Genomic DNA, 25,599 nt, shown 5'->3' with positions numbered 1-25,599 from the left:
CTCATACAAAAACCCGATACCTGGCCAAAGGTATCGGGTTTCTTCATGATCAGAAAGTATATAATTGTCCGGTGCCCTCTCTGATCTTCTCCGGTAAACGCTCGGCGTCAAAGGACACCGACAGGCGTTATCCTTGATTCCATATTTTGCTTCGGAAAATCTATCCCTGACGGGCAAGCAGCTCGTTGTAGGCTTCTTCGACAGCCTTCCATTCCGCTTCGTCTTCGATATTGTAAAGCACCATTTCCTCGTCTTCTTCTTCCATACGCAGGATGATGCCGTCTGCTTCCGGATTTTCGCGTTCCAGCAGCAGCGCGTAGAGCTTCTCGTTCACATCGAACGTTTCGACAAGTACCATCTCTACATCCTCGCCCTGTTCGTTGGTCAGAGTCAGTACAAATTCCTCGTGCTCATGGTCGTGTCCGCAGCCGCAGCCGTCGCCATGGTCGTGGTTATGTTCATGGTCATGGTCGTGCCCGCAGCCGCATGCTTCGCCATGCTCATGTTTGTGTTCGCTCATTGAAATACCTCGCTTTAAGTTGAATTATCCTACATTTGGTATGGTAACACGTAAGACAACCCCAGGTCAATTTGCGAAGATGGCGAGCTTTTGTCAATTCATTGCCGTTATAACTTTCTCCGAAACCAGCGAGTAATCCCCGTTCTTGGTGGCTTTCATGTAGATGCCGATTTTATATTTGCCAGACGATTTGAACTCGTAAGTGATCTCCTTGGTCGAATACCAGAAGTTATCATCCTGTCCGCTGTCAAGATCCCGTGAGTCCAAATCTTTGGTGTTGCCTGACGGATCGGTAATAGACAGCTTGACACCGGCGATATTGTCGGAGAGGCTGTCCACCTGGGTAAGCGCCCTGAATTTGAGCTTGCCCGTCTTCACATTGCCAAATACCCGGTCATTTGAGTCGAACAGCGTAATATGGACGTTCGGCTTGATAATCTTCACCTTTCCCGAATCATCCCAGACCACCAGCGCGTCCATTTCACGGGCGGGGACGTAGGTTTTGCCATCGATCAAATATCCCCCGTCGGCGATCTCTTTTCCGTTGCTCCATACGCGCACCTTTTGATAGACGGAATCGGCGAACAGCATTGAGCCGCCCATTAGGGAAAATGCAATCACACACACGGCAACCTTTCTCCATCTCTTGTTCATCATACCCCTGACCTCCACACTAATTCATGCTGTTAATATATACTTCGTCTTCAGAAGCAAGTTGCGGCAGCCAAGGGATATTTTTCTTCAATCTTTCAGAAATAAAGGTTCAGCTGGAAAAATGATTCTTTATCGCCGCTTAACAATTTGCTGATACTATGTACAATGGGTACAACGGCTAACTTTGGAGGGATAAGAAGATGACGCTTCAGCTTCAAATGCTGGGAACGGGCAGCGCTTTTGCCAAAAATTATTACAATAACAACGCCCTGCTGATCACTCCGGATTACACCCTGCTCGTGGACTGCGGATTTACCGGCCCGCTTGCGATGTACGACCTCGGGCGCTCCTTCGAGGAGGTTGACGCAGTGCTGGTTACCCATATCCATGCCGATCATATCGGAGGGCTGGAAGAGCTGGCCTTCTCTCTTCGTTCGCGCGGCGCCCGCAAAATGACCTTGCTGCTGGCAGAGGCGCTGATCGATCCCTTATGGGAGCATACGCTGATGGGAAGCATGTACCAGGAAGGCAAGATCACCAGACTTGAGGATATCTTTGATGTACGCCCTATCGTTCCGGATATGCCCTGCAGACTGTCCCGGGATCTCACGGTCAACTTGATTCAAACTCCACATATACCGGGCAAGCTCAGCTATTCGCTGCTGCTGAACGACGATATATTTTACAGCGCCGATATGACTTTTGAGCCGGAGCTGCTAACGAACCTTGTGCGAAATCAAGGCTGCCGCCTAATCTTTCATGACTGCCAGCTCGAAGGCCCGGGCGTTGTCCATACCACACTGGAGGAGCTTAAGAGCCTTCCTGAGGATGTCCGGAGCGTGATCTCGCTGATGCATTACGGAGACGAGAAGCCGGACTATGTCGGGCGGACAGACGGGATGCCCTTCCTGGAGCAGCATGTGGTATACCCTCTTCAGGGATAATAATGTAAAAAGCCGCCCGGAGGCCTAATCGCCATCCGGACGGCATCCGTCCTGCACCTGCTGCTCTTAGAACAGCGGCAATTGATCGAGATTGTTGGTCGGATCGCCGTCGGCATCCCCCCGGATATGGGGAGCTCCATCCCGGCCTTTGAACACATTCACTCCGGCAATCGCGCCGGCCTGCACTTCCCGAATAGCCTGCTGATAGTCCAGAGTCCGGCCGGTTGAAGTCTGGAACGAGGTGATATCCCCGTCTCCATTCTTCTGCACAGCCACAAAACGTTCGCGTCCTCCATTGATCATGAGTCCTTGCTCCTTTGATCGAAATTTGCCCCTCGAGGCTAATTCCTAGATTTCCCAAAGGAAGGCCGGACTATTCCCGGATTACTCGTGGATTACTGTAAATCCTTTTGCATCCGGACATGCAGAATCCCTGCATCATAAAAAGGCTGCTCCGATATGACCCGGTATCCGAGCTTGGTATAGAATTTCTCCGCCTGACACTGCCCGTCCAGAATGGAAGTCTCAAGCCCCAGCTCGCGGGCCAGCTCTTCTAGCGCCAGCAGCAGAACTCTGCCGTAGCCTTTGTCCCGGTATTCCTTCAGCACCGCAATCCGCTGCATCTTCGCGGTTCCCTCGCGGTAATAGGTCAGCCGCCCCGTCGCAGCTGCGGTCTCTCCGTCCATTACCAACAGATGATGGGCATCCGGTCCGATGCAGTCATACTGGTCGATTTCTTCTTCAACCGGCACCTTCTGCTCTTTCACGAACACTTCTTTTCGGATCTTCAACCCCAGCTGGAGCTGTTCCTCCGTCGTCACACGAACAATTTCCGCCGCCATATCATGCTGCTCCCCTCTCATCTGTTTCAATCCAACCGCAATTGAACTATTATACTGAAATTGTCATTCTCTGTACAGATGAAGAGTCCGGCGCGCTTATTGTTCGTTGCCGTACACATCCTCCGGTATGGATTTCGTATAAACATCCTGCATGATGGAGGGAAGTTCGTCATTGGCTCCGACTAACCCGGAACCGTCAACGTCCATTGGAAGGAAGACGGGATTCTCCCGATCCGATCCGTTAGGGCGGCATCCTGCGGGAATCATCAGGATAAGTGCCGCGGCCGCTGCTGCGGCCATTGCTTTGATGCTCATAACGATAACTCTCCTTTCGGGGGACGATTGGAATGCTTTTCCACAGTTTGAGCCAGGGCCATCCGTTTTATAACCCTTAGAAGAATTAACGCAAAATATGCTGAAGAATTATCCGATATAATTATGCTATAGTAGAATTGCTGCGCTTCAAGTCCGCAGTGTACGCCATAATTAATAATCCAAATGCTTATTTATAGGAAGGAAGCAGATTGAATGATCGGAGAGATTCTGCTGCAGGTTGTCCTGCCGGTCTTTATTCTTATCGGAGCCGGCTCGCTGCTTCAGCGGCTGTTCCGGCTGGATCTGTATACGCTGGCCAAAATCAACTTCTATTACATAACTCCGGCTGCCGTGTTTATGAGCATGTACCAGTCAGAGATGTCTTACTCCCTGCTTGGAATGGTTGTCGGCTTCTATGCAATCTACATCATGATTCTGTATCTGCTGTCATTCACGCTCACCCGCGCACTGAAATTCAAGCCCGGCATGAGGGCCGCCTTCACCAATAGCGTAATGCTGGACAACTCGGGGAATTACGGCATGCCCGTCAACAGCCTCGCTTTTCATGGCAACCCGCTGGCCGCTTCCCTGCAATCGCTGATTATGACGCTCCAGGCCCTGCTGACCTTCACTTACGGCGTCATGTCGATCCAACGCGCGAAGCTGAAGGGCAATTACCGGGTCGTCATCATCGGATTTCTCAAAATGCCCGTTCCTTATGCGCTCGTCTTCGGGCTTCTGCTGCATGCCTGGTCTGTACCGCTGCCGGCGTTTCTCTTACAGCCGTTAACTTACGCCCAGCAGTCGATGGTCGCTCTTGCGCTGTTTACACTAGGCGCCCAGATTATGAAATACCCGATCCGGCTGGACCGGGCCGAAATATATTTAAGCCTCGTGCTTCGCCTGCTGGCCGCACCGCTGATCGGTGTGGTTATCGTGCTGGCCCTCGGCATCAAGGGAATCCCGGCACAGGCGCTTATGATCGCCTCCGGTATGCCGACCGGAGTGAACGCCTCCCTGCTCGCTGAGGAATACAACAATGAGCCCGATTTTGCCGCCCAGACAGTGCTGATCTCCACGCTTGTCAATGTGCTGACGATCACCGGACTGATTATGCTGGCGCGCTGGATCGTTTGATGCGCATCGCAGCCGATTCGGCGGATTAAGCCGTTTTCAAATTCATTTTTAACGAACAGGGATTAGTGAAGGATGGGAAGTAGTTAGAGCATTATTGACCAGGATTATCGTGGGGATTTGAAGCGTGAGGCTGTAACCTGATCGCATATAACAGATTGTGGAGGTTGACCGGCAAATGAGCAAACTCGTATTCTTTCTCGGCGCGGCAGGAGCGGGCAAGACGACGCTGGCCAAAGCCCTGGCCGAAAGACGCAAGGCCGCATTCTTCGATATGGATGTGCTGCTGCGGCCTGCGGCGAACGCTTTGATGGAGCAGAACGGGCTGGACCCGGACGACCGGGATTCAGACGCCTACAAGAAGCTGTGCCGCGATTTGGGCTATCGTATTACAATGGATGCCGCTCTTGATAACGTTGGTCTGAATGTCGATTGTCTCGTCGTCGGACCTTTCACCAAGGAAGCCGCTGACGAGGGCTGGATTTCAGATGAGCTGGCCCGGATCGGCCGGTCGCTTGAGAACGTCGAGGTCAAGGTGATCATCGTAAGCCTGTCTGATGAAGCTCTTTATAAAAAAAGAATCCTGGCGAGAAATTCCAGGCTGGACGACTGGAAGCTCCGGCACTGGGACGAGTTTCGCTCGGCTCTCGGGAAGTGTGGGGTCAGCTGGCCTCTTCCCGCTTCCTCGGTCCTGCATTTTGACAATTCAGGCACAGACCCGCTGCTGGCCGCCGACGCCATTGAACGCTTCGTCTATCCGGAGGGATCCTAGATCCCTCTTTTTTCATATGTATAACCGTAAATAAGCTGTGCTTCATTTCAGCTTCCGCCCCTTGCTTTTTCCAGCTCCACAGGTTTATTAGGCAGCTATTATGGGAATGTTTGTAGGATTGTCAAATCTTTGAGTCCCGTATAAATTGTGAAATCATTCACTGATATTTATAATTAAACATAACTTTAGAGCGCCTGTGTATCCAGCATTAGGCTGCGAGAGGATGGAGATTCCATGAGTTCAGGAACCGCTGAAGTTCAAGAACAGTTGCCCAGACATTTGCTAGCTATGCTTCCGTGCCCGCTGAAAGTGCCGCTCGAAGAAACCTTCGTGCGTCAGCAGAATGAGGGCTTGTGGTCCGAACTGGACCCGCAAGAGGTTGCCTTCGAGGGAAATGCGAACCAGCACGACTTCTATAAAACGGTAGACGGCTTCGAATCCGAGGATGAACTGCCGGAAGCCGTCATCACTCCCGGGATCAGCAGCTTCTTTCACCAGAGCTTCCGCACCCGGTTTCTTGACCATGATGTATTTGCCGACGCAGCGGACTATACCCCGAACGCCAGATTCACCGAGATCGGCATGAAGGACCCGCTTGGACGCGTTACTCTCTTATGCGTCAATCCGCTCGTCATCGTCGCGGACAAAGCCCGTCTCGGCGGATTGCCGGAGCCCCGCTCCTGGAGCGATCTGCTGAATCCGGCGTACAAGAAGCAGGTGACCATGCGTGGCCATAAGGGCAGCTTCTGCGAGACGGTGCTCCTGACGATCGGCCAATCCTTCGGCCAGGAGATGCTGACCGGGCTTGGCCGGTCTGTCCGGCAAGGACTGCATCCCGGCCAGATGGCGAAGCTCGCGGGAACCGACAGCGAAGACGCAACGGCGCTGTATGTTATGCCCTATTTCTACGCCAACAATATCCGCAAGAAGGAGAAGGTCAGCATCATCTGGCCTGAGGAAGGCGCGATCGCCAGCCCCGTCTTCCTGCTGGCCAAACGGCAAGCCTCGGAATCCGGCCGGCGCCTGGCCGATTTCTTCACCGGCGCCGAGTCGGCGCAGCTCTACGAGGACGCCTTCTTCCCCTCGCCGCATCCTTCGGTTCAGACCTCCGTACCGGACCGCAAGCTGCTGTGGATGGGATGGGACCTGGTGTGGAACCGCGACATCCAGAAGCTGACTGATGAGGCGAACGCCGCATTCCTGCGGGGCTTCAAGCAGGAGGGCTGACAGATGAAGCTCATAACCGTGGCGGGACCGCCGTCGAGCGGCAAGACCTCCATGCTTCTGCGCGTGATCGAATGGCTGAAGGAGCAGGGATTGAAAGCGGGGGTTGTCAAATTCGACTGTGTCGCCTCCAGGGACGATGAGCGCTACCGGGCAAAAGATGTGCCGGTGCTGCTCGGTCTTGCCGGCAATCTGTGTCCGGACCATTATTTTGTGACGAATATCGAGGCCTGCGCCAACTGGGGACAATCGCTCGGTCTCGACCTGTTCATCAGCGAGAGCGCGGGGCTGTGCAACCGCTGTTCGCCTTTCATCCGCCAGGCGCTGGGAGTCTGCGTCATCGACAATCTCGCGGGGGCGAACACCCCGACGAAGATGGGGCCCCTGCTCAAGCAGGCCGATATCGTCGTTATTACCAAGGGAGATATCGTCTCCCAGGCCGAGCGCGAGGTCTTCCAGTACCAGGTGCGCAAGGTCAATGCCAGAGCCGAAGTGCTGCAAATGAATGGCCTGACCGGCCAGGGGCGGGAGCGCCTCGGTGCCCTTCTCGCCCAGGCCCCCGATACCGGAGATTTGGAAGGCCGGAAACTTCGGTTCTCCATGCCGGCTGCCGTCTGCTCCTATTGCCTGGGCGAGACCAAGATCGGGAAGGATTATCAGATGGGGAATGTGCGAAGCATCGCTATTCCCGAGTCCGAAGTCTCCGGAGGTGAGACGGCATGACCGAACTGAACGACGTCATTACGTCCGTAACCCTGCTCGGCGGACGCTCCAAATCCGGAGAGCCCGAAGAGGTGAACCTCCGGCTTGTTCCCGGGGATTTGGTCGCTGTCGTTGGACCTACCGGCTCCGGCAAAAGCCGCCTGCTGGCCGACATCGAATACATCGCCCAGAGGGATACCCCGAGCGGGCGCCAGATTCTCATCAACGACGACACGCCTGATCCCGAGCTTCGCTTCTCCTGGGGCCGGAGGCTGATCGCTCAGCTGTCGCAGAATATGAACTTCGTCATGGATGCCACCGTTGCCGAGTTCATTACGATGCACGCCGAGTGCCGCGGAGACGGCAATCTTGACGAAGCTTACGCAGAGAAGCTGATACATGAGGTTATCGCGCAGGCGAACCGGCTTACCGGCGAGCCGATCATGCCGGATTCGCCGCTCACCGCGCTCAGCGGCGGCCAGTCGCGCGCACTGATGATCGCCGACACGGCCATTCTGTCCGATAGCCCGATCGTGCTGATCGACGAGATCGAGAACGCGGGCATCGACCGCCGCCAGGCGCTGGACGTGCTCGTCCAGAATCAGAAAATCGTGCTCATGGCGACGCATGATCCCATTCTCGCGCTGCTCGCCCACAGCCGCATCGTCCTGAAGGGCGGCGGCATCGCCGGCGTGCTGCAAGGCGATGCCGAGGAAGCAGCGCTGCTCCAGGAGCTGCAGCGCACGGACGCCGCCCTGATGGCGATCCGCGAGAAGCTGCGGCGCGGCGAGCGCTTGAGCGGATCTTCGCTGGGAAGCGGCTCCTGTCCGGCTTAAGCCAGCCGGAAACTACAACGGACCTGATCTCCGATATGATGCGGAGATCAGGTCCGTTCATTGTTGTATCTGTTTTTTCACATGACAGCTAAAATACCAGCTCTTAACGTACCCCGATCAATTGGCTGGTCCGGGCAACTCCGGTACGGATCGCCGCTTCGGCGACCGCAATCCGGATATTTTCCACCACTCGCTTGTCGAAGGGGTTCGGAATAATGAAATGCTCACTCAGTTCCGCCGGATCGACAGCCGCTGCAATCGCCTCGGCAACCGCGAGCTTCATCGCATCATTGATTTCTCTCGCTCCGCAGTCCAGCGCCCCCCGGAAAATACCCGGGAAGCAGAGCACATTGTTAATCTGGTTCGGGTAATCGGAGCGTCCTGTCGCCATAACCTTGACATAAGGCGCAGCCAGCTCCGGATCGATCTCCGGCGTCGGATTGGCCATGGCGAACACGATCGCGTCCTTGGCCATGTTCCGCACGTCCTCCACCTTCAGCACATTCGGCGCCGATACGCCGATAAAGACATCAGCTCCCTTAATGCAGTCCGACAGCGAGCCTTCTTCCTGATTAGGATTGCTGAGCTGCGCGAACTCGGCCCAATGCGGCTTCTCGTAGACATTCGACCGGTTGATCGCTCCGTCCCGGTCTACACCGATCAGATTGACAGCACCGGCGTTCAGCAGCATTTTAGCGACCGAAATGCCCGCCGCTCCGCAGCCGTTGACGACGATCTTCACATCCCGGATGTCCTTGTTCACAACCTTCAGCGCATTCAGTACGCCCGCCAGCACCACAATAGCCGTTCCGTGCTGGTCATCGTGGAATACCGGGATGTCGAGTTCCTCCTGAAGCCGGCGTTCGATCTCAAAGCAGCGCGGCGACGAAATATCCTCCAGATTAATGCCGCCGAATGTCGGCGCCAGCGCCTTGACGACCGCGATTATCTCTTCCGTATTCTTCGTATCAAGACAGATCGGGACGGCATCCACGTCAGCGAACTGTTTGAACAGCGCTGCCTTCCCCTCCATGACCGGCATGGCCGCCCGCGGACCGATGTCTCCGAGTCCCAGCACCGCTGTACCGTCACTGATTACAGCCACCGTATTCTTTTTGATCGTGAGCTCGTAAGCCTTCTCTTCATCGGAAGCAATCGCCTGACAGACCTTGGCTACCCCAGGCGTGTAGACCTTGGCCAGATCCTCCATCGTTTCGATCGGATGCTTTAGCGTGGTCTCCAGCTTCCCGCCCTGATGAAGCCGCATGATTTCTTCCAGATTACTCATTAAATTCCCTCCCGTTAATTGGCCCGCCTGTCAGGTCTTGTCCATCTATTCCCGTTCGGATGAATCATCACCCGGGACTGATATTTATTCAGGATTCTGCATTTCTTAATTCAAACATATTGCCGGGCTCCTTACTGCCACATGTGTCACATTTCCCGTGCAAAAAAGCCTTTCAATTCAAGGAATATTTTGTGATTCATCACGTTTCCCCAGGTATACGAAAAATTAACTTACAGCTAACATAGCTTGCCCGCTAACTGCGTTTGTTCATCCGAACAAGCAGCGTTTCCAACAGACCCTAATGTATCAGATTGCAAGGGTTTTGAAAATATCAGGAAGCGAAATTTTCACCATTTCACTAATTATAAAAAAACTGTTGCATTCCCTTTAGAATTTATGATAAGATAATTTTTGTTGCAGGACGGTAGCTCAGCGGGAGAGCACTATCTTGACAGGGTAGGGGTCATGGGTTCGATCCCCATCCGTCCTATACGATTCACCTCGAAAAACCCTTATTTTATAAGGGTTTTTTCTTTTTGTGTCCATTTACTTTTTTGTCGACTCAGTAAAAATCAGAGTTGTTGGGAACGGATTGGGGACGGAATTTTTTCTACTAAAAAATGCAAGGAGTTTCTCCGTGGGGGGACTGACCCCTGCTTATGAGACAGGGAACAATACCTGCGGGACACACTTATGATCATACCCTTTCTCTTCACTTCACTATAGCCTGGTACGCCTGAGACTTATACACGCTGCCATGGTCGCTATGGAGTAGCATGCTTGTCCGCTATGCTGTACGCAACGATCTCCCCGCTGTACAGATCCAGAATACTTGAGAGATACAGGACAAAAACTATATCGTCAATGGTCTGGCCGCTCGGAAGTGACTCAATAATTTACAGGACATTCTGTATAAATTTCTGAACAACACCATAGGTGTTTGCAGTTTCCATCCACAGATGTACACATACATTAGTGTAGAAAGTTTGCAAAGGAGGAATACGAATGGGCGAATGTGCAGGATTTACTTCCACTACCGTCATTCTGGTACTCTACATTCTCTTGGTTATTGTCTTAAGAACGTTCTAAGCTTCAAGGACGCTGAGTACGGGAGCCTATCGCTCTGTATGGTTCTCGTACTCAGATCAGCATACTGATTACCAACAGTTAGTAGTGTCCAGGGTAAGGACCATTTTCTCCCTAGTAATGCTTTCATCTTTACACTGAAAAAAAAGCAGCTGTGGGCATGGTAAATGATTTGGCTTAATCCGGAGATTATAAGTGGATCACCACTTATAGATTTCACCTACAATTATAGGGCTTTTACTAGATTAAATAAGGGAGAATCATCCACATAATTCATAGAGTATCTCTTCAAGATCAACATCAACCAAATCAAAATGAGTTTCATTACTCTGAGTAAAGTGTTTATAAACCTTTGGATAGTTTAAGGGAGACTTCGTTCTAAAAAAAATTCGTCCGGCTTATCCTAGCTTATTGGCAATGTCAGTCATACAAAAACTTGCGCTTCTGGATCTCGGTCTTGGGATAACTCGCATCCATCGCCTTTGAAAATCCATTCAGAAACTTTCTTCATAAGAACTCCCCATTAAAAAGGCTTCTGCCCGGAATGCATTTAATTAATTTGCTCCCGGGCAGAATATGTTTTGATAAACAAAGATAAGGCTTAACCTCTGCTGATTTGCTTAATTCCCAGCTCAATTCGGGAAATTACATCGGCTTCGGCTACGGAGACTGCCCATGCAATGTATCCATCTGGTCTAATCAACGCCGTGTGCACATCTTCCCAGCCATTAACTTGATCAGACAAAGTTGCACTTGCGAATTTGAAATGTTGGTGCTGCAAATTGCTTACAATGGTTTCTGTGATCTTATCCGATGCTAGATTCAATAGTACATATTTACCTTCACGAAAAAGCTCATAACTACTGAAGACATCGCCATTCTGCGATCGCAATTTAATCTCTGCAAGCCGGCGGCCATTTAGTAGATGTGACGATACATTCTCTCGCACGTTGTATTGAACATCCACGGCCGCAATTTGACTGGCTAAGCGATAGTTTGCATCCGGGCTTAGCAGCAAATCCGAAATCATACTGCGGAGGTGGATTGCTGTAGGCGAAAAATCGGTGCCGAACAATAGAGTTTGTACCTTGGTATTTCGAAGCAGTGTCGTATTAACGGGGAATCGTTCCGCATGGTAACTGTCCAGCAAGTCCTCGGGAGCCCATCCTTTCACTTCGGCAGCAAGTTTCCATCCAAGATTCATGGCTTCCTGCAAGCCCACATTCATTCCCTGCCCGCCGGCTGGGAAATGAATATGAGCAGCGTCCCCCGCAAGGAACAGTCTTCCTTCCCTATAGCGCTCCGCTTGACGGGTAGCATTACCGAAACGAGTCATCCAGTAGGGATCGGAAATTCCGTAGTCATCCCCTAACATGCGGATCATTCCCGAGCGTAATTCTTCCAAAGTAACGGGCTCATCCTTCGGTATTGAATTTCTTTCCGGATCGATAAAGACAACACGGTGCAGCTCCTTCGAGACAGGGACAATCATAATCATTCCTTTTTCATTAAAGCTGGAAACGACGGTCGTTTTCGGCGGACTTTTAAATACGACATCCCCTTGAACCGCAGTAAGTGTTGCATCCGTGCCGTTGAACGCAATGTTGGCCTGCTTTCGTACAATACTGCCAGCTCCATCGGCGCCAATCGCATAAGCTGCCGTTAATGTAATTTGTCCGGTATCTCCGGAAGCAATCACCTCGACACAATCAGAGCTCTGAGTCACCGATAATACATCTATTCCGCGGCGAATATCGGCGCCAAGCTCCTTCGCTCTCAGCTCCAGCGCCTTTTCCGTTTCTGACTGGGCGATAAACAAGGAATAATTAGAGGATGAGTCGATGACTGTAAAGTCCAGCCGGGTTTCCAAGCCTGCAAAGTGGCCTGTAGGCAGCGTTTTTCCAATCTTCAACAATTCCGATTTCAATCCACGCAAATCCATAATCTCTAATGTACGGGGATGGATACTAAGCGCTCGCGAGTAAGGCGTAGTGGCTTCCAGCTTTTCCAAGACGCAAACCTTAACATCAGCCAATGCGAGTTCCCCAGCCAACATCATTCCGACCGGTCCTCCGCCGACTACAATAACGTCATAATCCATCCTTATTTACTCCTCTCTTAGTTAGAAACGGTGACGATCGCATCGACTTCAACTAACCATTCCTCAAAGCCAAGCGCCTGAACGCCTATAAAAGTACTTGCAGTAAGCGGCCACTGGTCGCCGAATACTTCAAAGCCGGCTTTAAAGATCGAATCAACCAGCTCTGGCCTATGGTTAACAACATGAATTTTCATTTGAACAATATTCTCTGGCCCAGCTGCAATAGCATCCAATGCGAGCTTTAAGTTAATAAACACTTGTCTTGCCTGCAGCCCGTAGTCCCCTTCTCCGATAAGCTCTCCCTTTTCATTTAACGCGACTTGCCCGGAAATAAAGGCTAATTCAGACACGGGAGCGACGACGATTTGTGTAATCAAACTTGTTACTGTACTCGTTAGAGTATCGGGATTTATTTTCTTCATATGAAATCCTCCAATTTGATTTTTCACAGATTAAAAAGCTGTCCCTTGAGAATGAGAGAGTATGTTAGAGCGCATGTCCCGAAGAACCCATGTCAAGGAATCATCGGGGATCAGATACCCCCCCACTCCGTCTGTAAACAAGATGTCAAAAATGCGACGGCAAGCAGCATCCAATGCCTCATTGCTTGTATCTTCCTCTATGGGCGATGGAAGGAGAATCGTAATGGTATCCGGTTCTTGGGGGATGATTTTCACTTGAAACTGCCCCTCGGGTACCGTGCCTGATCCAAAATACTCATTGAGCCCTGCTTTTGGATCAAGAATTAAGCGTTGGCGGGCAGCTTGATTTCGTTGAAGCAATCGGTAATGAGCGGTAAAGATATCATGTTGATCCATTAGGGGTTATTCCTCCTGAAGCTTTGTCGCATCGCCAAGAGCTGCACTTTCAGTTTCTGAGGCATGATCCAGACAAACAACTCGGCGCTCTGCCACAGATCCATTTGATTAATGACGCTATCGGCTTGGTCCGGCTCCTCTGAATACGGCGGTATGACATAGTAAAGGGTATCTCTCCTTTGCCGCCGGATGTCGAGCTTAACACCTTCGGGCACTTCTACTCCTATTTGCGCAAGCGCCTGGTGCGGGTTTCTTTCAATCAATCCAGCAAACAAGGGGTCTCTCCAAGCAAGTTCGGTAATTTTCCGTTCAAGACTGCTATTCATGGTTTTTATTGTCCCTCTCCGACTAATGTTGTTAGCTATTTTGAATAGCCTCGTAACCGATAACGCTTGGCTTCGATTTCCCGATCACTCTTACGGGCTCATGAACAGATTTATCAAAATTTAAGCTTAAGAAGCCGGGAGTGGAGTAATGCCCCGCATGATCGATCAGGAATTTGCCGGGAATGATCTGTTTGAGATCAATGTCCGCATACACAATACCTTCCTCATCATGCTTTAGCGTATTGCTGATAACATGACCATTCGGCGCAATGATCTTCGCAAAGCCATATCCAATCTTCATATAATTTGGAGAAGCAATGACCTTAGCGCCGTTAGCTGCTGCCTCATCCACGAGCCTGCATGTTTTGTCAATCGTAGCATCCAGATCCAAATAGACGGCGGCAGCCTGAACGGCAGCGGCTTTGAAGGTTTGATTCATGATTGAACAACTCCTTATTCATTTATTAATATTAGTTCACTATTAGTGTATACAATACACCTTTAGTGATTTTTGCTTAGTATAATTTAGCTTTCTTGCTTGTGCAAGGAAAATTTTCAAAAGCAGAAACGGTTTTGCCGTCCTATAAAAATAAAAAAAAGACACTACAGCCGATTTGACCGCAGTGTCTTTTGCACACTATGACAGTTGATTGGTTATTTGATTGGCTTTCTCCTTGAGCTTGAGGACATTTAGGGAGGATGGACTAGTATCGATTTCGCCTGTAAACCCGATGAGACAAAGTGCTGCAACCATCTTTCCCGTATAGTCAAAAATCGGACTTGCTACCGACATGCTCCCAGGTATTCCGGCAAAGAGCGTATTGCGAAAGGAAACTCCTTCTTCCCGAATTGCCTGTAATTCCTGCTCCACCACTTGCTCGTCAAGTTGATAGTTGTCGATCTCCCTTTGTATCAATGACTGAACCTGCGAGGACGGAAGAAAAGCGGCAAAACACTTACCAAGGGCTGTCATCAATAACGGAAAGCGATATCCAGCTTGAATCTCGACCTGTATCGGTTTATTGCTTCGTTCGTATTCTGCAATTATCGGCCCTCCCTCGCTCCAAATCGCAAGCGCTACGGAGTGATTGATCTGTTTGCTAAATTCGCGGATATGCGGTTTGGCGATCTTGGCAACATCGAATTGTTGAAGCGCGACCAAACCCAATTCAATCAGCGCTGGCCCCATTGCGTAAGTCGAGTCTTTTTTATTCTGAATAAGCGCGCCAACTCTTATAAAACTAACCAAGTATTTATGAATTTTATTCTTCGGCATTTCCATTCTTTTGGACAATTCCGATACGGACAAAGGAGTTTTTGCCTCTTTAAAACAATTCAGTATGGAAAAAGCGGTCTCAAGCGATTGGATACCCTGAGATGAGGAACTTAAATGAGTTGCGGCTTCCAGCTCTTTCATGAATTCACCCTGCCTAAAAGTAGTGTTCTAGCTCATTCATTTGTTGATGTTGTTTTAATAGTAATGGATCTGATTTTTCTTCGCAAGGAAGGGACAGGGCCGTTTATTTTGGCCACTTGCGGTATGCCCCCCTTTTCTCTTTTGTAAATAAAGTTGACATACGTGCTGAAAATAGTTGCAAAAAAGATAAACGCCTATATAATAATGTTAAAAACATTCACATATAGTGTATATGTACACTAATAGTGAACAAAATTGGAGGGAAACGTACTATGTTTGACAATGCAGAAATTTTAAACAATCCATCGGTTGTACTCATTCATGGTTCTTGGTTAGGGGGATGGAGCTGGAGAGAAGTTGCCGGACACTTAGCCGCTCAAGGGTATCATGTTCTGGCTCCGACTTTAACAGGACTTGGCGAACGTAATCATCTGCTGACTGGAGACATTAATTTATCCGTCCACATCGAGGATATTGTTAATCTAATCTTGTACGAAAACATTACAAATGTTGTGCTGGTCGGACACAGTTATGGAGCTATGGTTGCTGCAGGAGCCGCAGACCGTTTGTTCGGTCGAGTACGTTGTGATATCGTTATCGTAGACGGCTTTGTTACCGAACCCGGTGAGTCTATTGTAGATCATTATCCGACTGTGTACGCTCTCATGCAGAATTTCTTGTCACCGAACAGCTCCTTGGTTGAACCGCCGCCTGTAGAGACATTTGGATTAAACGATGCCGAAATCTCTGCAGCCATTACTCCCTTCCTAACCAAAATGCCTCTTGCAACGCATACGGAGAAGCTCAACTTCTCTTTAGAAAAACAAGCACAAATGTCCCGTTCCTACATTTGCTGCAAGGAATTTCCTATGTTTCATCAAACGGCATCCATCGCAGCCAAAGACAGGTGGCATACCTTTGAAATAAATGCTGGCCATCTGGCTCCAATTACCCATCCGAAACAAATTGCCGAATTGATCAATGCAGCAATCCAATCCTCACATTAATTTTCTTTGGAGAAACATCTGGCGCTTATCGATATGGATAGAGATGTTGAAGCAGCCCTGGCCGGGATTGACGTAGTAAGGTTTGCCATATGCCGATTGGGCGATTTCCACCTCTTGAAGAGGGACACCGAGTCTGCACCGGAAGCGGTACCAGCCGAAGCGCATCACGGACGTCCGATTCATTCAGTCGGCCGGCGATGATCACCGCTCTCACCCGCATCATCTGCTCTCCTCTGCCCGTTCCCAGGCGAGCATCCCGGCTCGCAATTTTCCGTGAGCGAGATCAATGCCCGGTCTGTGGCTTCCGTGAAAATCGCTTCCTCCCGTTATTCGCAGCCCGTTCTCTTTGGCCAATCGGAGACAATAGGCTGCCCAATCGTCCGTATGCTCGGAGTGATAGCATTCGATACCGTCCAGCCCATACCGGATAAGCTCGGCCAGTACAGGCTTTAGCTCCTCCATGCTCTTGTTGAGACGCACCGGGTGCGCAAGAACCGCAATGCCGCCCGCCGCCTTAATCAGATTAATGCAATCCGCCGGCAGCCATTTATACGTCTTGATGTACGCCGGCCGGCCTTGTCCCAGATAACTCCCGACAGCATCCCTCCGGTCCTTCGCGTATCCGAGCTTAATCAAGGCGTGAATGATGCTGTTTATGTCAATCACGCCCTTTGAGTTAAGCAACTCCTCATATGGAACGGGCATGCCCAGCTTCTTCAATGTCCTCAGCAGCCGGATCGTCTCCTGCGTGCGATGCTTTCTGATCTCTTCCATATACCGAATCAGATGCTCGGAATTGATGTCGATGAAGTAACCGAGAATATGCATCTCTTCCTCATAGTCCGCGCTCAGCTCGATTCCCGGGATGACTCTTACCCCGCAGCGCCCGCCTTCTTCCATCCCTTCTCTTACGCCCGCAATCGTATCATGATCCGTGATCGCAATGGTCCCCACATGGCGGGATCGGGCGTAGTGAATAATTTCCGATGGAGACATGGACCCGTCCGAGTAGTGGGTATGCACATGCAGATCAATATACTCGCCCAAGCGAGGACGCCCCCTTTCCATAAACAGTCTCCAAGCTATGCCCAAGCGGTTGTCGATTTACGCATACTGCTCTTTGAACAATTCATCATACGCTTCATTGCGGTCCAGAAGCTCGGTATGATGCCCGCTTGCCGCGATTCTTCCATCCTTCAGAACAATGACCCGGTCGGCCAGCAGCAGCGACGACAACCGGTGGGCAATCAGAATGATCGTCTTGTCGCCAGTTGCGTTCCGGATCACATCATGGATCATTCGTTCGGATTCATGGTCGAGCGAGGAGGTCGCCTCGTCCAGAATCCATATGTTCGCTCTGCTCAGGAACACCCGGGCAATGGCAAGACGCTGCCTTTGTCCGCCCGACAGCTTCACGCCTCTCTCTCCGATGATCGTATCATATTGATCCGGAAGAGTGTCAATGAACTCGTCGATATGGGCCTTCCGGCAAGCCTCCACAATTTCCTCATCGGTCGCCCGGCTTCTCGCCAGCTTCAGATTATCCTTGATCGACATGTTGAACAGAATGCTGTCCTGCATCACCGCACCGACATTCCGGTGGAGCAGCGGCTCATGCAAGCTGTCGATGTCGGTATGGTCATACAGGACTTGCCCCGCCCGGCACCGTTCGATTCCGAGCAGCAGCTTGGCAAGTGTGCTTTTGCCCGCGCCGCTCTTGCCGACAATAGCGACCTTCTCGCCGGGAGTGATCGTTAACGAGACATCCTCCAGAATATGGCGGGTGCCGTTCTCATACCCGAATGTAACATTCTTGAGCCTAACTTCTCCCTGAAACGGGGTTTGCGCCAATTGACCGGCCCGTTCTCCCCGTCCTCCCCGTTCTGCGTGTACTTCCCGTTCTGGCTGTTCTGACTGCTCTCCCTGTTCTGACTGCTCGCCTTCCTTGTCATGAATGACATCGAATATCCGATGAAACAGCGGCTTGTCGTTATTCAGGCTAATATTGCACTCATTGACCCTATTGACGCTTTCATAGAATCCTGAATAGAATTTCATGAAGATCAGCAAGCTGCCGATTGTAAAATCGCCGTTCATTACCAGAAGGCTGCCCGCCAGATACAGCGCGAACTTCATTATAAATTCATCCTTGATCGCCGGCAGAATCAAATCGTGGAGCAGCCAATAGTTAATCCACCGTGCATCGAGAATCCCGCTTCTGTGATGATATTGAGTGAAGATTCTCCGTTCCCTGTTCTCAATGCAGAGCGCCTTGACCTCCTTCCAGCCTTGAAGACTGCTCAGCATCCAGTCATCCTTCCTCGCCCAGACCTCCCTCCGCTGCTCGTTGAGCGCGTTCTCGTTCCTGCCCAGCACATGGCCGATGAAGAAGGTAACGGGTACCATAATGACGGAGAACAGAGCCAGCTTCCAACTGAGATACAGCAACACGCCGCCGTAGGAGACAATAATCAGCAAGTTGATGATATAGCTGTACGTTTGCTGATTGATGAACTCTTCGATTTTGTTCGTGTCGTCGTCCATCCGCATCTTCAGATCGCCGACCTGATACCGGTTGTATCTCGTCAGCGGCATCTTCAGATAATTGCTCCAGATTCTGAGCCGCATATTGAAAACAAGCTTGTTCAAAAAACGGTTCGAGGCGTAATTCCCGGCCGTCTTCATGCCCGAGGTGATGAGGTACACCGCCGCATATCCAGCAACCACGTACCAGAGCGCATGCACCTCCCGGTTCAGGATCACGTCGTCGACCAGTATTTTATAGAACACCGGCGTCAGCATCCCTGCGAACATCAGCACCAGACTGGATATGAACAAGATGGCAAAGTACCTCTCCAGCCCTCTGGCAAACGGAATAATCCGCTTGAGAATCGCGAATCTCTCTTTCATTATGCCTGACACCTTTACGCCCCCTGTCCGATATATTGAGATTTGAACAGCTTTTGATAATGGGCGCAGGTCTCAAGCAATTCCGCATGGTTGGCGCACGACACAATCTCGCCCTCATGCAGTACCGCAACCTTGTCGCTCTTGAGAATCGTCGTCAGCCGATGGGCGATGGTGATGGTCGTTCTGCCCCGGCTGACCGTATCCCATGCTTGATGAACGGACTTCTCTGTTTCGAAATCCAGTGCCGAGGTCGCTTCGTCGAAGACGAGAATCCGGGGGTCCTTGAGATAAATCCGGGCAATGCCCAGCCGCTGCTTCTGTCCTCCGGACAAGTCGATTCCACCATGGCCGACAATCGTATCCAGACCTGCGGGAAGCTGCCGGATGAACCCGCCGATATCCGCCTTGTCGCACGCCTCTATAATCTCCGCGTCCGTACAATGCCGGTTGCCGAGAGAGAGATTGCTGCGGATGCTCTCATTAAATAACAGCGTCTCCTGCTGGACAATTCCGATATTCTTGCGAATCGACTTCAGCGTGCAGCGGCCAATATCGCTTCCGTCCACCAGAATCTCCCCGGAGCCGGCCGAATACAGCCGGAGCAGCAAATTCATCAGCGTCGTCTTGCCCGACCCGCTCGCACCCACGATCGACAGATGCTGGCCCTCCTGGATATCCAGATTGATATTCTTCAGTACGGGGTCCCGGTCATTGTACGAGAATGACACATTCCGGAACCGGATATTTCCTTGCGGCACCAGCAGGGGCCTGTTGGCTTCATCATTCTTCTCCGTATCCACTTCAAGCAGCTCGCACACCCGGTCCACGGCCGCTTGTCTAAGCTGCCTGTCCACATTGTTGTTCACCAGGTCGGCCAACTTGAGATTCGCCGTCGCGAAATATTCCGCCATGGCAATGAAGGCTCCTAGCGTGATTTCACCCCGCAGCACAAGAAACCCGGACAGGCTGTATAGGCTCAAATTCGAGAGAAGCGCAATGCCTTCAATGAACAGAGTCGCCTTGAGCTGAATGATCGACGTTTTAATTTTAATCAGAACCATCTCTTTGTAATGCCGGACAAAAGCAACCTTCGAATTCCGCTCCGCCGCCAGCAGCCGGATCTCCCGCAGCCCCTTCAGCCATTCCACCATCCAGCTGATGTAACCGCCGTATGCGGCCCGCGCTTCCGCCGAACGCTTCCTGGCTCTGCCTCCAAAATGCAGGGACAACAGCGTCGAGAGCGGAATGACGACCAGCATAAGCATGGCGGCCTTCCAGCTGTAGATCCAGACGAAGATCAGGGCCAGCGCAACCTGGACAATGCCGTTGAAGAAATGGAACATATTCCGCTGGATAATATTCATGAACTCCGAAGCATCATGGACATTCCGTGATATCAGATCGCCGGTCTTGGCTTCCGAGAGAAATGACGCCTTCGCGTAAGTAATCTGGTCAAACAGTTTCAGCTTGATATCGAAAATAAACCGGGACATCAAATATTGCCATATATTCGGATGTATCGTGTACAGAACGCTCATGAACGCGATGCATATCCCGAACACGAGCGCAATTCTCCAGAAGAACTCGATGTTCCTGTAGTAAACGACCTCATCGACCAAGAGACCGATAATCAGCGGCGTAAGCATCGCGAGCAAGGCCTCGATCGCCAGACACAGGTACAGAGAGACGAAGCTGAACTTATATTTTCGGGCAAATCCCCAAATTACCCTCAGTTGGTCCCGGTTACGCATCTGCGCCATATCACTTTTCCCCCTTCGCCATCAGACGGTCCAGCAGTCTCTCTTCACCAGTAGCAAGCTCCACCGTTACCGCATCACCGTTCCCCCTGCGATCGGCGTCCGCCACATCCCCGGACCGGGTCTCAAGCACAACAACGTTCCGGCCCTCCGTCTTCACAACGTCTATGATTTCGGCCTGATACACTGCCCGATTCTTGTCATAATACCAGTAAGCCCGGTCATGAAGACCGACCTCCGCGCTCTCGAGTCCGTCAATCGCGGCTTGCACCCGAATGATCCCGTTCTTGCCGGAGACGAGTTCCCCCTTGTGGGAAGAATAGACCTCCATAGTCGAGACGACGGCCAGGTTATACAGAATCGCGAATATCACCGCAGACAGGGCGATTACAAGGATGGGCGTTCTGACGCAGAGATTCATATACAAATGGACCAAACTGGCTTTCCTTGCCGACAACAGGCTCTCCTCCTAACTTTTTTTGTTAATTCACTCACATGAATTGCTCTGCCAATACTTGCGTGGTCAGAATCCCCATGAACCGCATAATATCCTTCTCGTTGACACGCTCTTTGCTCGACAGGAACGCGATGTATTTGCCGGCGGACTCCGGATCGAAGATGCCGAACCTCCTGATCGTGTCCGGCTCCAGAACATATCGGATATATTCGTCATTCAGCAGCCGCGCAAGATCAACCGGCGCCCGGTAAGGGAACTTGGTCCGGTTAATAATCTCCCCGGGAACGTATTTCCGGGCCAGCTTCTTCAGAATATACTTCTCGTCAAGACCTTTCAGCTTCAGCGAATCCGGCAAGTTCATTGCATAATCCAGCATATCGCTGTCCAGGAACGGGTATCGGCATTCCACCCCGGCGGCCATCGCGACCCGGTCTCCCTGGGAGGACAACAAATAATTCGGCAGGAAAATAAGCAATTCCAGAAATTGCGCCCTCCGGATCGGCGTCCATTCCGCAAATCCCGGCGGAAGAAAGCCTTCCACATCCTGAAACTTCCCGCCTTGGGCCATCTCATACCGGTAATCCGCCGAGAAGAGACGCAGACTGCTGTCGAACAACCGCCATCGCGATACATGCGAACCCAGAACGGAATCCGCGGACGAGCTGCCATAGTACATGGCCAGGCTCCGGACAGGCTGGTCGTTCAGCCCGTTCACGAACTGATTCACTCTCTTGTACAACGCGCTTCGGAAGTTCGAATCCGGGTTGCGGCTGACGAACGTCCGGATCTTCACTTCACGGAACAGATCGTAACCGCCGAACAGCTCGTCCGAGCCTTCCCCCGACAGCACCACCTTTCTGCCCCGGCTGCCCACCAGCCGCGCCAGCACGAACATGGGGAATGCCCCGGTGCGCACGAGCGGCGTCTCCGTATGACGGACCGTCTCCCGGATGACCCCGGGCAGATCGTCCATGGAATAACGGACTTCATGATGATTCGTCTCAAGCGTATCCAGCATCGCCCTCTGATATCGCGATTCGTCGAAATGACGATCCTCGAACGTGAGAGAGAAGGTGTCGGGCCTGCGGCTCAAGCGTCTCGATGCGATGGCGAGAATCAGGCTCGAATCGAGGCCTCCGCTTAAATAGAAGGAAACCGGCACATCGGACAACAAGCGCCGCTCAATCGCCCGAGTCAGCCTGACATCCAGTTCCTCTATGTAATCCTCAAGACTGCAGGTCTCCTTCGTGCAGCCGGCCGGATACGTGAACGACCAATACGGCGCAATCCGCACCTCTCCCTTCTGACAGACCAGCATCGAACCCGGAGGGACGGAAGAGATATGCTCGAATACGCTCGTATCGCCCAGAGTGGACCAGTACGTGAATACTTGCCTCATTGCCCTGGGAGAGATGACCGGCTTCACGAATCCGCTCTTCAGAATCGCTTTGCATTCCGAGGCGAAGCAGAGCCTGTTTCCTTCCCGCGCGTAATAGAGGGGCTTCTCGCCCATTCTGTCCCTCGCCAGAATCAGGGTGCTCTGTCTCCGGTCCCAGATTGCGATGGCGAACTGTCCGTTCAGCCGGCTGAACATATCAAGACCGTATTCTTCGTACATATGCGGCAATATAGCGGTATCGGAATCGTTCAAGACGGCATGTCCGCACCTCATCAGCATGTCCCTCAGTGCTAAATAATTGAAGATTTCGCCGTTAAATATCACAATTACGGACCCATCCTCATTCGCAACCGGCTGCTTGCCGTGTTCAGGGTCCAGGATGCTCAGCCGGACATGGCCCAGGCCAATCTGACCGTCATGGAAGAAGCCGATATCATCCGGTCCGCGGTGCCCGAGACTCTCCGTCATCACATGCAACGTCGTTGCGTCTACTCCACTGGCATTGAATATACCGGCAATTCCGCACATAATCCCTTGTCTCCGTTACTGGTAGTTTGGATGAACCTCAGAGCTTCTTAATTCGCTTCGCTTGATCTTACCGTTTGCGGTGCGCGGCAGCGAACCGATGAACCGGTAGGCATGGGGTCTTTTATAAGGAGGCAAAATCTTTCGCACAGTTCGGTCGATTCTGTTCTCGTCGCAGTTCTCGTCCTGACGGACCACATAAGCTACAATTTGTTTCTCTTGATGAATCTCCGATTCGACGACCGCGCACTCCAATACGCCTTCACATTGATTGATCGCCGTCTCCACTTCGAGGGGACTGATTCGGTGGCCCAAATATTTAATGATGTCATTCTTTCTTCCTTTTATATACAGGAACCCTTCGGAATCGGCTGTTGCGAGATCCCCGGTGTGCAGCCACCCGTCCCTGACCGCCGCCTCTGTCTCGATCCGGTTGTTCCAGTACCCCTTCATAATATTGGGGCCGGAAGCGATAATCTCGCCAATCTCGCCGGGCCGGACCTCCATCCCGTCATCGTTCACCACCCGAAGCTCGACTCCGGGAATCGCTCTTCCGATCGAGCCTCTCTTCAGCGGCAGCAAGGGTGGCTCCAGATAGCTTAATCTCGCCGCAGCCTCGGTCTGGCCGTACATCATATAGATGCTGAGACCGGGCGCCAGAGCGCTCAATCTGTCCACATCCTCGGCAGAGCAGGCTTCCCCCGCAACAGTCAGATACTTGAGTCCGGCAAAATCAAGATCGGATACCGTATCCTGCTTCAGAAGAAGATGCAGATACGAGCCGACAGTCGAGAAGCCGCTCATGTTCCCGTCCCGCAGTCGCTCCAGAATCTTCACCGGAAAAGCCGCCCGGTTGTCCAGGTATAACGTCCCGCCCGCCTTCGTCTGCGTCAGAATCAGAGAATTGCCGTAAGCATAGTAGAAAGGAATGGCAACCAGCAGCGAGTCTTCCGGCTGTATGGGGAGATAAGCCAGTATCGATTCCGTATTGGCCTCCAGGTTGCGGTGCGTCAGCATGACGCCCTTCGGGTTTCGGGTTGTGCCCGAGGTGTACAGAATTAGCGCCACCCGTTCAGGCTCGGCGGAAGGAAGACCTGCCGCAGCCGGCATATGTCTTTGCGCTGCGGTTGCAGCCTTCACCCATTCGTCAACTGGCAAGACCACCGCATGCCGTTCGCTTGCCGGTCCGCTCACTCTTCCCGCGCTTCTTGCATGAGTGAGAATCGCCTTGGGGGCTACATCATCCAGAATGAACCGCAGATGCTCGCCGCTTGCGGCGGGGCTGACCGGAACGGCGATCGCCCCGGCGCGCAGCACCGCAAAGTAGGCGATGATGTACTCGGCCGAATTGTCCATCCATAGCAAGACTCTGTCGTCTTCACCGATCCCGAGCCGGGCCAGATGGCCAGCCAGGCCGGTTGCCAGATCGAACACCTCCCGATAACTCCAGCTGCGATGATGCTCTTCGATATAGGTGCGGTCCGGTTGCCCGCTTGCGCGATCCGCCAAGAACGCAAAAATTGTACCCATCTCCATCCCCCGGCGTTTTCAATTTGGATTGCATGCTTGCCCGATTACCTGCTTCACCTCGCCAATGATGCGCTCATCTCCCGGCTTCATTAGCCTGCGCATCCCTTCCTCCCGGGTCATCGACCCGCTTCGGACGAGAGCCGCGATCTCCAGACTGTACGGATTGAATCCGTATCGCTTCATATGGATATCGTTCGCGTAAGCATTGAGAAGACAATTGGTGCTGTTCGTGTCCGTATCCTCGGGCTTCCTCCACCCGATCGTCCGGATTGTATCCAGTATAAGTTCCTCGTCGTACAGACCGAAGACAAGTGGATAAATCTGGGCGGGAATATCCGCTTGTCTCTCTTCCATCCAGTCGTCATCAATGAAATATTTGCCCATCCCAAGCCCGAAGAGGCGGACAAGCGGCTCCTTGATCTGCCTTTGATTCGCCAGAATCATGCTGCGGTCCAGCCGGACAACCGATGATTTCGGGAGAACTTGCCCGGGAGTCCAGCCGAAGGAAATATACGGAATCCGCCTTAGCATCGCTTCCTTGTAGATGGCCGATTTAATCAGACCGATGCATGCCGTACAGATCGAGCTTGCCCGTTCCAGTGCTTTCCCGGGGAAAATATCCAGCTTGCCCGCCGCGTCGAACACCTTGGCCAAGTTGGCGAATGACGGCTTGATGACGAGATGATCGACATCAAGAGCCGTTGTCGCCGCATGCATGTTCCGGCGGCATTGGTCGTTCAGGAACCCGTTGTCGAATGTGACCGCCAGCACCGAGAATCCATATTGCTTGCGCAGCATATGGAGCGCATACGTGCTGTCCTTGCCTCCGCTGTACGCAAGCAGAACCTGGTAGTCGCGATCCCTGAAGGAATCGGCAGCCTCTGCAAGCAGACGGCTCTTTCGCGCGTAATCGGGCGATGTAGCGCCGTGATTCGCGCTATTCTCCCGCTCGCAGTAATTGCACACGCCTTCCTCATTGATCCGGACAGAGGCGATGTTATCGTTCAGTACGCATCTTTTGCATACATTCATCCG

General features: G+C 52.0%; 28 protein-coding genes, 1 tRNA gene and 1 pseudogene. 9 read left to right on the top strand and 21 right to left on the bottom strand.

Translation table 11 applies throughout. The features are described 5' to 3' along the window. Nucleotides 1-160 precede the first annotated feature (160 nt). Both PSTEL_RS11595 and PSTEL_RS11590 read right to left on the bottom strand, forming a co-directional pair. Nucleotides 161-520: a DUF1292 domain-containing protein gene (locus PSTEL_RS11595; protein ID WP_038695462.1), complete on the bottom strand. Its 360-nt coding sequence runs from the start codon at nt 518-520 to the stop codon at nt 161-163. 93 nt (nt 521-613) lie between these two features. Next, entirely contained in the window at nt 614-1,177 is a 564-nt protein-coding gene (locus PSTEL_RS11590) for a copper amine oxidase (RefSeq protein WP_245625138.1), read from the bottom strand. Between the two features lie 197 nt (nt 1,178-1,374). Between PSTEL_RS11590 and PSTEL_RS11585 the strand changes: the two genes are divergently transcribed. After that, on the top strand, nt 1,375-2,118 hold the full coding sequence (locus PSTEL_RS11585) for an MBL fold metallo-hydrolase (protein ID WP_038695460.1): 744 nt from the start codon (nt 1,375-1,377) through the stop codon (nt 2,116-2,118). Nucleotides 2,119-2,184: 66 nt separating this feature from the next. Here the strand turns inward: PSTEL_RS11585 and PSTEL_RS11580 are convergent, their stop codons facing one another. The 3 genes from PSTEL_RS11580 to PSTEL_RS11570 form a co-directional block, all read right to left on the bottom strand. After that, nucleotides 2,185-2,421, bottom strand: a complete 237-nt coding sequence (locus tag PSTEL_RS11580; RefSeq protein ID WP_038695458.1) for a DUF3892 domain-containing protein — start codon at nt 2,419-2,421, stop codon at nt 2,185-2,187. Nucleotides 2,422-2,513: 92 nt separating this feature from the next. Beyond that, complete coding sequence (locus PSTEL_RS11575) at nt 2,514-2,960, bottom strand: GNAT family N-acetyltransferase (RefSeq protein WP_038695456.1); 447 nt, start codon at nt 2,958-2,960, stop codon at nt 2,514-2,516. Nucleotides 2,961-3,056: 96 nt separating this feature from the next. Then, nucleotides 3,057-3,275, bottom strand: a complete 219-nt coding sequence (locus tag PSTEL_RS11570) for a hypothetical protein (RefSeq protein WP_038695454.1) — start codon at nt 3,273-3,275, stop codon at nt 3,057-3,059. Between the two features lie 213 nt (nt 3,276-3,488). On the opposite strand from PSTEL_RS11570, the gene PSTEL_RS11565 reads away from it, so the two are divergent. The 5 genes from PSTEL_RS11565 (at nt 3,489) to PSTEL_RS11545 (ending at nt 7,943) form a co-directional block, all read left to right on the top strand. After that, the gene (locus PSTEL_RS11565) at nt 3,489-4,412 is read left to right on the top strand and encodes an AEC family transporter (protein WP_038695453.1); all 924 of its coding nucleotides are present in this window, start codon (nt 3,489-3,491) and stop codon (nt 4,410-4,412) included. 175 nt (nt 4,413-4,587) lie between these two features. Beyond that, nucleotides 4,588-5,181 (top strand): P-loop nucleotide/nucleoside kinase family protein, encoded by a 594-nt coding sequence (locus PSTEL_RS11560; RefSeq protein WP_038695451.1) that lies wholly within the window; start codon nt 4,588-4,590, stop codon nt 5,179-5,181. A gap of 234 nt (nt 5,182-5,415) precedes the next feature. Further along, on the top strand, nt 5,416-6,408 hold the full coding sequence (locus PSTEL_RS11555) for an ABC transporter substrate-binding protein (RefSeq protein WP_052098387.1): 993 nt from the start codon (nt 5,416-5,418) through the stop codon (nt 6,406-6,408). Nucleotides 6,409-6,411: 3 nt separating this feature from the next. After that, nucleotides 6,412-7,128 carry a GTP-binding protein gene (locus PSTEL_RS11550; protein ID WP_038695449.1) on the top strand — a complete coding sequence of 239 codons (717 nt, stop codon included), beginning with the start codon at nt 6,412-6,414 and terminating at the stop codon, nt 7,126-7,128. Continuing rightward, nucleotides 7,125-7,943, top strand: a complete 819-nt coding sequence (locus PSTEL_RS11545) for an ATP-binding cassette domain-containing protein (RefSeq protein ID WP_052098386.1) — start codon at nt 7,125-7,127, stop codon at nt 7,941-7,943. The genes PSTEL_RS11550 and PSTEL_RS11545 overlap by 4 nt, the downstream gene beginning before the upstream one ends. A gap of 103 nt (nt 7,944-8,046) precedes the next feature. Here the strand turns inward: PSTEL_RS11545 and PSTEL_RS11540 are convergent, their stop codons facing one another. Next, entirely contained in the window at nt 8,047-9,231 is a 1,185-nt protein-coding gene (locus PSTEL_RS11540; RefSeq protein WP_038695447.1) for an NAD(P)-dependent malic enzyme, read from the bottom strand. 418 nt (nt 9,232-9,649) lie between these two features. Here PSTEL_RS11540 and PSTEL_RS11535 point away from each other — a divergent pair. Continuing rightward, nucleotides 9,650-9,721, top strand: a tRNA-Val gene (locus PSTEL_RS11535). A gap of 225 nt (nt 9,722-9,946) precedes the next feature. Here the strand turns inward: PSTEL_RS11535 and PSTEL_RS27935 are convergent. Further along, nucleotides 9,947-10,076 (bottom strand): annotated as a pseudogene (locus tag PSTEL_RS27935) (IS3-like element ISLmo1 family transposase); the annotation flags it as partial. A gap of 160 nt (nt 10,077-10,236) precedes the next feature. Between PSTEL_RS27935 and PSTEL_RS28835 the strand changes: the two are divergent. Then, entirely contained in the window at nt 10,237-10,320 is an 84-nt protein-coding gene (locus PSTEL_RS28835; RefSeq protein ID WP_316503382.1) for a YjcZ family sporulation protein, read from the top strand. A 598-nt stretch (nt 10,321-10,918) separates the two neighbouring features. Here PSTEL_RS28835 and PSTEL_RS11530 read toward each other — a convergent pair. The 6 genes from PSTEL_RS11530 to PSTEL_RS11505 form a co-directional block, all read right to left on the bottom strand. Beyond that, on the bottom strand, nt 10,919-12,418 hold the full coding sequence (locus tag PSTEL_RS11530) for a monooxygenase (protein WP_038695445.1): 1,500 nt from the start codon (nt 12,416-12,418) through the stop codon (nt 10,919-10,921). A gap of 17 nt (nt 12,419-12,435) precedes the next feature. Continuing rightward, entirely contained in the window at nt 12,436-12,840 is a 405-nt protein-coding gene (locus PSTEL_RS11525) for a RidA family protein (RefSeq protein ID WP_038695443.1), read from the bottom strand. 30 nt (nt 12,841-12,870) lie between these two features. Then, complete coding sequence (locus tag PSTEL_RS11520; protein WP_038695441.1) at nt 12,871-13,236, bottom strand: hypothetical protein; 366 nt, start codon at nt 13,234-13,236, stop codon at nt 12,871-12,873. Beyond that, the gene (locus PSTEL_RS11515; RefSeq protein WP_038695439.1) at nt 13,236-13,562 is read right to left on the bottom strand and encodes a nitrile hydratase; all 327 of its coding nucleotides are present in this window, start codon (nt 13,560-13,562) and stop codon (nt 13,236-13,238) included. The genes PSTEL_RS11520 and PSTEL_RS11515 overlap by 1 nt, the downstream gene beginning before the upstream one ends. Nucleotides 13,563-13,593: 31 nt before the next feature. Next, nucleotides 13,594-14,001, bottom strand: a complete 408-nt coding sequence (locus PSTEL_RS28145) for a hypothetical protein (protein WP_038695437.1) — start codon at nt 13,999-14,001, stop codon at nt 13,594-13,596. A 198-nt stretch (nt 14,002-14,199) separates the two neighbouring features. Then, nucleotides 14,200-14,979, bottom strand: coding sequence for an IclR family transcriptional regulator (locus PSTEL_RS11505; protein WP_038695435.1), 780 nt, complete (start codon nt 14,977-14,979; stop codon nt 14,200-14,202). A gap of 272 nt (nt 14,980-15,251) precedes the next feature. On the opposite strand from PSTEL_RS11505, the gene PSTEL_RS11500 reads away from it, so the two are divergent. Next, nucleotides 15,252-15,986 carry an alpha/beta fold hydrolase gene (locus tag PSTEL_RS11500; protein ID WP_052098385.1) on the top strand — a complete coding sequence of 245 codons (735 nt, stop codon included), beginning with the start codon at nt 15,252-15,254 and terminating at the stop codon, nt 15,984-15,986. Here PSTEL_RS11500 and PSTEL_RS27620 read toward each other — a convergent pair. The 8 genes from PSTEL_RS27620 to PSTEL_RS11465 are packed head-to-tail and all read right to left on the bottom strand — an operon-like array spanning nt 15,978 to nt 25,596. Continuing rightward, nucleotides 15,978-16,169 carry a hypothetical protein gene (locus tag PSTEL_RS27620; RefSeq protein ID WP_156995856.1) on the bottom strand — a complete coding sequence of 64 codons (192 nt, stop codon included), beginning with the start codon at nt 16,167-16,169 and terminating at the stop codon, nt 15,978-15,980. The two genes, PSTEL_RS11500 and PSTEL_RS27620, sit on opposite strands and share 9 nt — an antisense overlap. Nucleotides 16,170-16,205: 36 nt before the next feature. After that, complete coding sequence (locus PSTEL_RS11495; protein WP_052098384.1) at nt 16,206-17,033, bottom strand: PHP domain-containing protein; 828 nt, start codon at nt 17,031-17,033, stop codon at nt 16,206-16,208. Nucleotides 17,034-17,090: 57 nt separating this feature from the next. Then, a complete protein-coding gene (locus PSTEL_RS26245) occupies nt 17,091-18,896 on the bottom strand; it encodes an ABC transporter ATP-binding protein (RefSeq protein ID WP_156995855.1) in 1,806 nt (601 codons plus the stop codon). A gap of 14 nt (nt 18,897-18,910) precedes the next feature. After that, on the bottom strand, nt 18,911-20,656 hold the full coding sequence (locus PSTEL_RS11485; protein ID WP_038695431.1) for an ABC transporter ATP-binding protein: 1,746 nt from the start codon (nt 20,654-20,656) through the stop codon (nt 18,911-18,913). 1 nt (nt 20,657) lies between these two features. Continuing rightward, complete coding sequence (locus PSTEL_RS11480; RefSeq protein WP_038695429.1) at nt 20,658-21,110, bottom strand: hypothetical protein; 453 nt, start codon at nt 21,108-21,110, stop codon at nt 20,658-20,660. 34 nt (nt 21,111-21,144) lie between these two features. Continuing rightward, nucleotides 21,145-23,037, bottom strand: coding sequence for an asparagine synthase (glutamine-hydrolyzing) (gene asnB, locus PSTEL_RS11475; protein ID WP_038695427.1), 1,893 nt, complete (start codon nt 23,035-23,037; stop codon nt 21,145-21,147). A 15-nt stretch (nt 23,038-23,052) separates the two neighbouring features. Further along, nucleotides 23,053-24,564 carry a class I adenylate-forming enzyme family protein gene (locus PSTEL_RS11470; protein WP_038695425.1) on the bottom strand — a complete coding sequence of 504 codons (1,512 nt, stop codon included), beginning with the start codon at nt 24,562-24,564 and terminating at the stop codon, nt 23,053-23,055. A gap of 18 nt (nt 24,565-24,582) precedes the next feature. Then, entirely contained in the window at nt 24,583-25,596 is a 1,014-nt protein-coding gene (locus PSTEL_RS11465) for an adenine nucleotide alpha hydrolase family protein (RefSeq protein WP_038695423.1), read from the bottom strand. Nucleotides 25,597-25,599: the final 3 nt, after the last annotated feature.

The sequence above is a fragment of the Paenibacillus stellifer genome (assembly GCF_000758685.1).
Lineage (GTDB): Bacteria > Bacillota > Bacilli > Paenibacillales > Paenibacillaceae > Paenibacillus_AQ > Paenibacillus_AQ stellifer.
The sequence above is the reverse complement of the archived record's forward strand: the minus strand, read 5'-3'. Positions and strand labels throughout refer to the sequence as shown.

What these genes read in the sequence shown, in the direction of transcription:
- asnB (WP_038695427.1), bottom strand. Translation starts at nt 23,037, where the DNA reads ATGTGCGGAATTGCCGGTATATTCAATGCCAGTGGAGTAGACGCAACG.
- PSTEL_RS11585 (WP_038695460.1), top strand. Translation starts at nt 1,375, where the DNA reads ATGACGCTTCAGCTTCAAATGCTGGGAACGGGCAGCGCTTTTGCCAAA.
- PSTEL_RS11520 (WP_038695441.1), bottom strand. Translation starts at nt 13,236, where the DNA reads ATGGATCAACATGATATCTTTACCGCTCATTACCGATTGCTTCAACGA.
- PSTEL_RS11590 (WP_245625138.1), bottom strand. Translation starts at nt 1,177, where the DNA reads ATGATGAACAAGAGATGGAGAAAGGTTGCCGTGTGTGTGATTGCATTT.
- PSTEL_RS11530 (WP_038695445.1), bottom strand. Translation starts at nt 12,418, where the DNA reads ATGGATTATGACGTTATTGTAGTCGGCGGAGGACCGGTCGGAATGATG.
- PSTEL_RS11500 (WP_052098385.1), top strand. Translation starts at nt 15,252, where the DNA reads ATGTTTGACAATGCAGAAATTTTAAACAATCCATCGGTTGTACTCATT.
- PSTEL_RS11565 (WP_038695453.1), top strand. Translation starts at nt 3,489, where the DNA reads ATGATCGGAGAGATTCTGCTGCAGGTTGTCCTGCCGGTCTTTATTCTT.
- PSTEL_RS11515 (WP_038695439.1), bottom strand. Translation starts at nt 13,562, where the DNA reads ATGAATAGCAGTCTTGAACGGAAAATTACCGAACTTGCTTGGAGAGAC.
- PSTEL_RS28145 (WP_038695437.1), bottom strand. Translation starts at nt 14,001, where the DNA reads ATGAATCAAACCTTCAAAGCCGCTGCCGTTCAGGCTGCCGCCGTCTAT.
- PSTEL_RS11485 (WP_038695431.1), bottom strand. Translation starts at nt 20,656, where the DNA reads ATGGCGCAGATGCGTAACCGGGACCAACTGAGGGTAATTTGGGGATTT.
- PSTEL_RS11470 (WP_038695425.1), bottom strand. Translation starts at nt 24,564, where the DNA reads ATGGGTACAATTTTTGCGTTCTTGGCGGATCGCGCAAGCGGGCAACCG.
- PSTEL_RS11545 (WP_052098386.1), top strand. Translation starts at nt 7,125, where the DNA reads ATGACCGAACTGAACGACGTCATTACGTCCGTAACCCTGCTCGGCGGA.
- PSTEL_RS11465 (WP_038695423.1), bottom strand. Translation starts at nt 25,596, where the DNA reads ATGAATGTATGCAAAAGATGCGTACTGAACGATAACATCGCCTCTGTC.
- PSTEL_RS11540 (WP_038695447.1), bottom strand. Translation starts at nt 9,231, where the DNA reads ATGAGTAATCTGGAAGAAATCATGCGGCTTCATCAGGGCGGGAAGCTG.
- PSTEL_RS11505 (WP_038695435.1), bottom strand. Translation starts at nt 14,979, where the DNA reads ATGAAAGAGCTGGAAGCCGCAACTCATTTAAGTTCCTCATCTCAGGGT.
- PSTEL_RS11560 (WP_038695451.1), top strand. Translation starts at nt 4,588, where the DNA reads ATGAGCAAACTCGTATTCTTTCTCGGCGCGGCAGGAGCGGGCAAGACG.
- PSTEL_RS11555 (WP_052098387.1), top strand. Translation starts at nt 5,416, where the DNA reads ATGAGTTCAGGAACCGCTGAAGTTCAAGAACAGTTGCCCAGACATTTG.
- PSTEL_RS27620 (WP_156995856.1), bottom strand. Translation starts at nt 16,169, where the DNA reads ATGAATCGGACGTCCGTGATGCGCTTCGGCTGGTACCGCTTCCGGTGC.
- PSTEL_RS11550 (WP_038695449.1), top strand. Translation starts at nt 6,412, where the DNA reads ATGAAGCTCATAACCGTGGCGGGACCGCCGTCGAGCGGCAAGACCTCC.
- PSTEL_RS11570 (WP_038695454.1), bottom strand. Translation starts at nt 3,275, where the DNA reads ATGAGCATCAAAGCAATGGCCGCAGCAGCGGCCGCGGCACTTATCCTG.
- PSTEL_RS11525 (WP_038695443.1), bottom strand. Translation starts at nt 12,840, where the DNA reads ATGAAGAAAATAAATCCCGATACTCTAACGAGTACAGTAACAAGTTTG.
- PSTEL_RS28835 (WP_316503382.1), top strand. Translation starts at nt 10,237, where the DNA reads ATGGGCGAATGTGCAGGATTTACTTCCACTACCGTCATTCTGGTACTC.
- PSTEL_RS11580 (WP_038695458.1), bottom strand. Translation starts at nt 2,421, where the DNA reads ATGATCAATGGAGGACGCGAACGTTTTGTGGCTGTGCAGAAGAATGGA.
- PSTEL_RS11595 (WP_038695462.1), bottom strand. Translation starts at nt 520, where the DNA reads ATGAGCGAACACAAACATGAGCATGGCGAAGCATGCGGCTGCGGGCAC.
- PSTEL_RS26245 (WP_156995855.1), bottom strand. Translation starts at nt 18,896, where the DNA reads ATGAAAGAGAGATTCGCGATTCTCAAGCGGATTATTCCGTTTGCCAGA.
- PSTEL_RS11575 (WP_038695456.1), bottom strand. Translation starts at nt 2,960, where the DNA reads ATGGCGGCGGAAATTGTTCGTGTGACGACGGAGGAACAGCTCCAGCTG.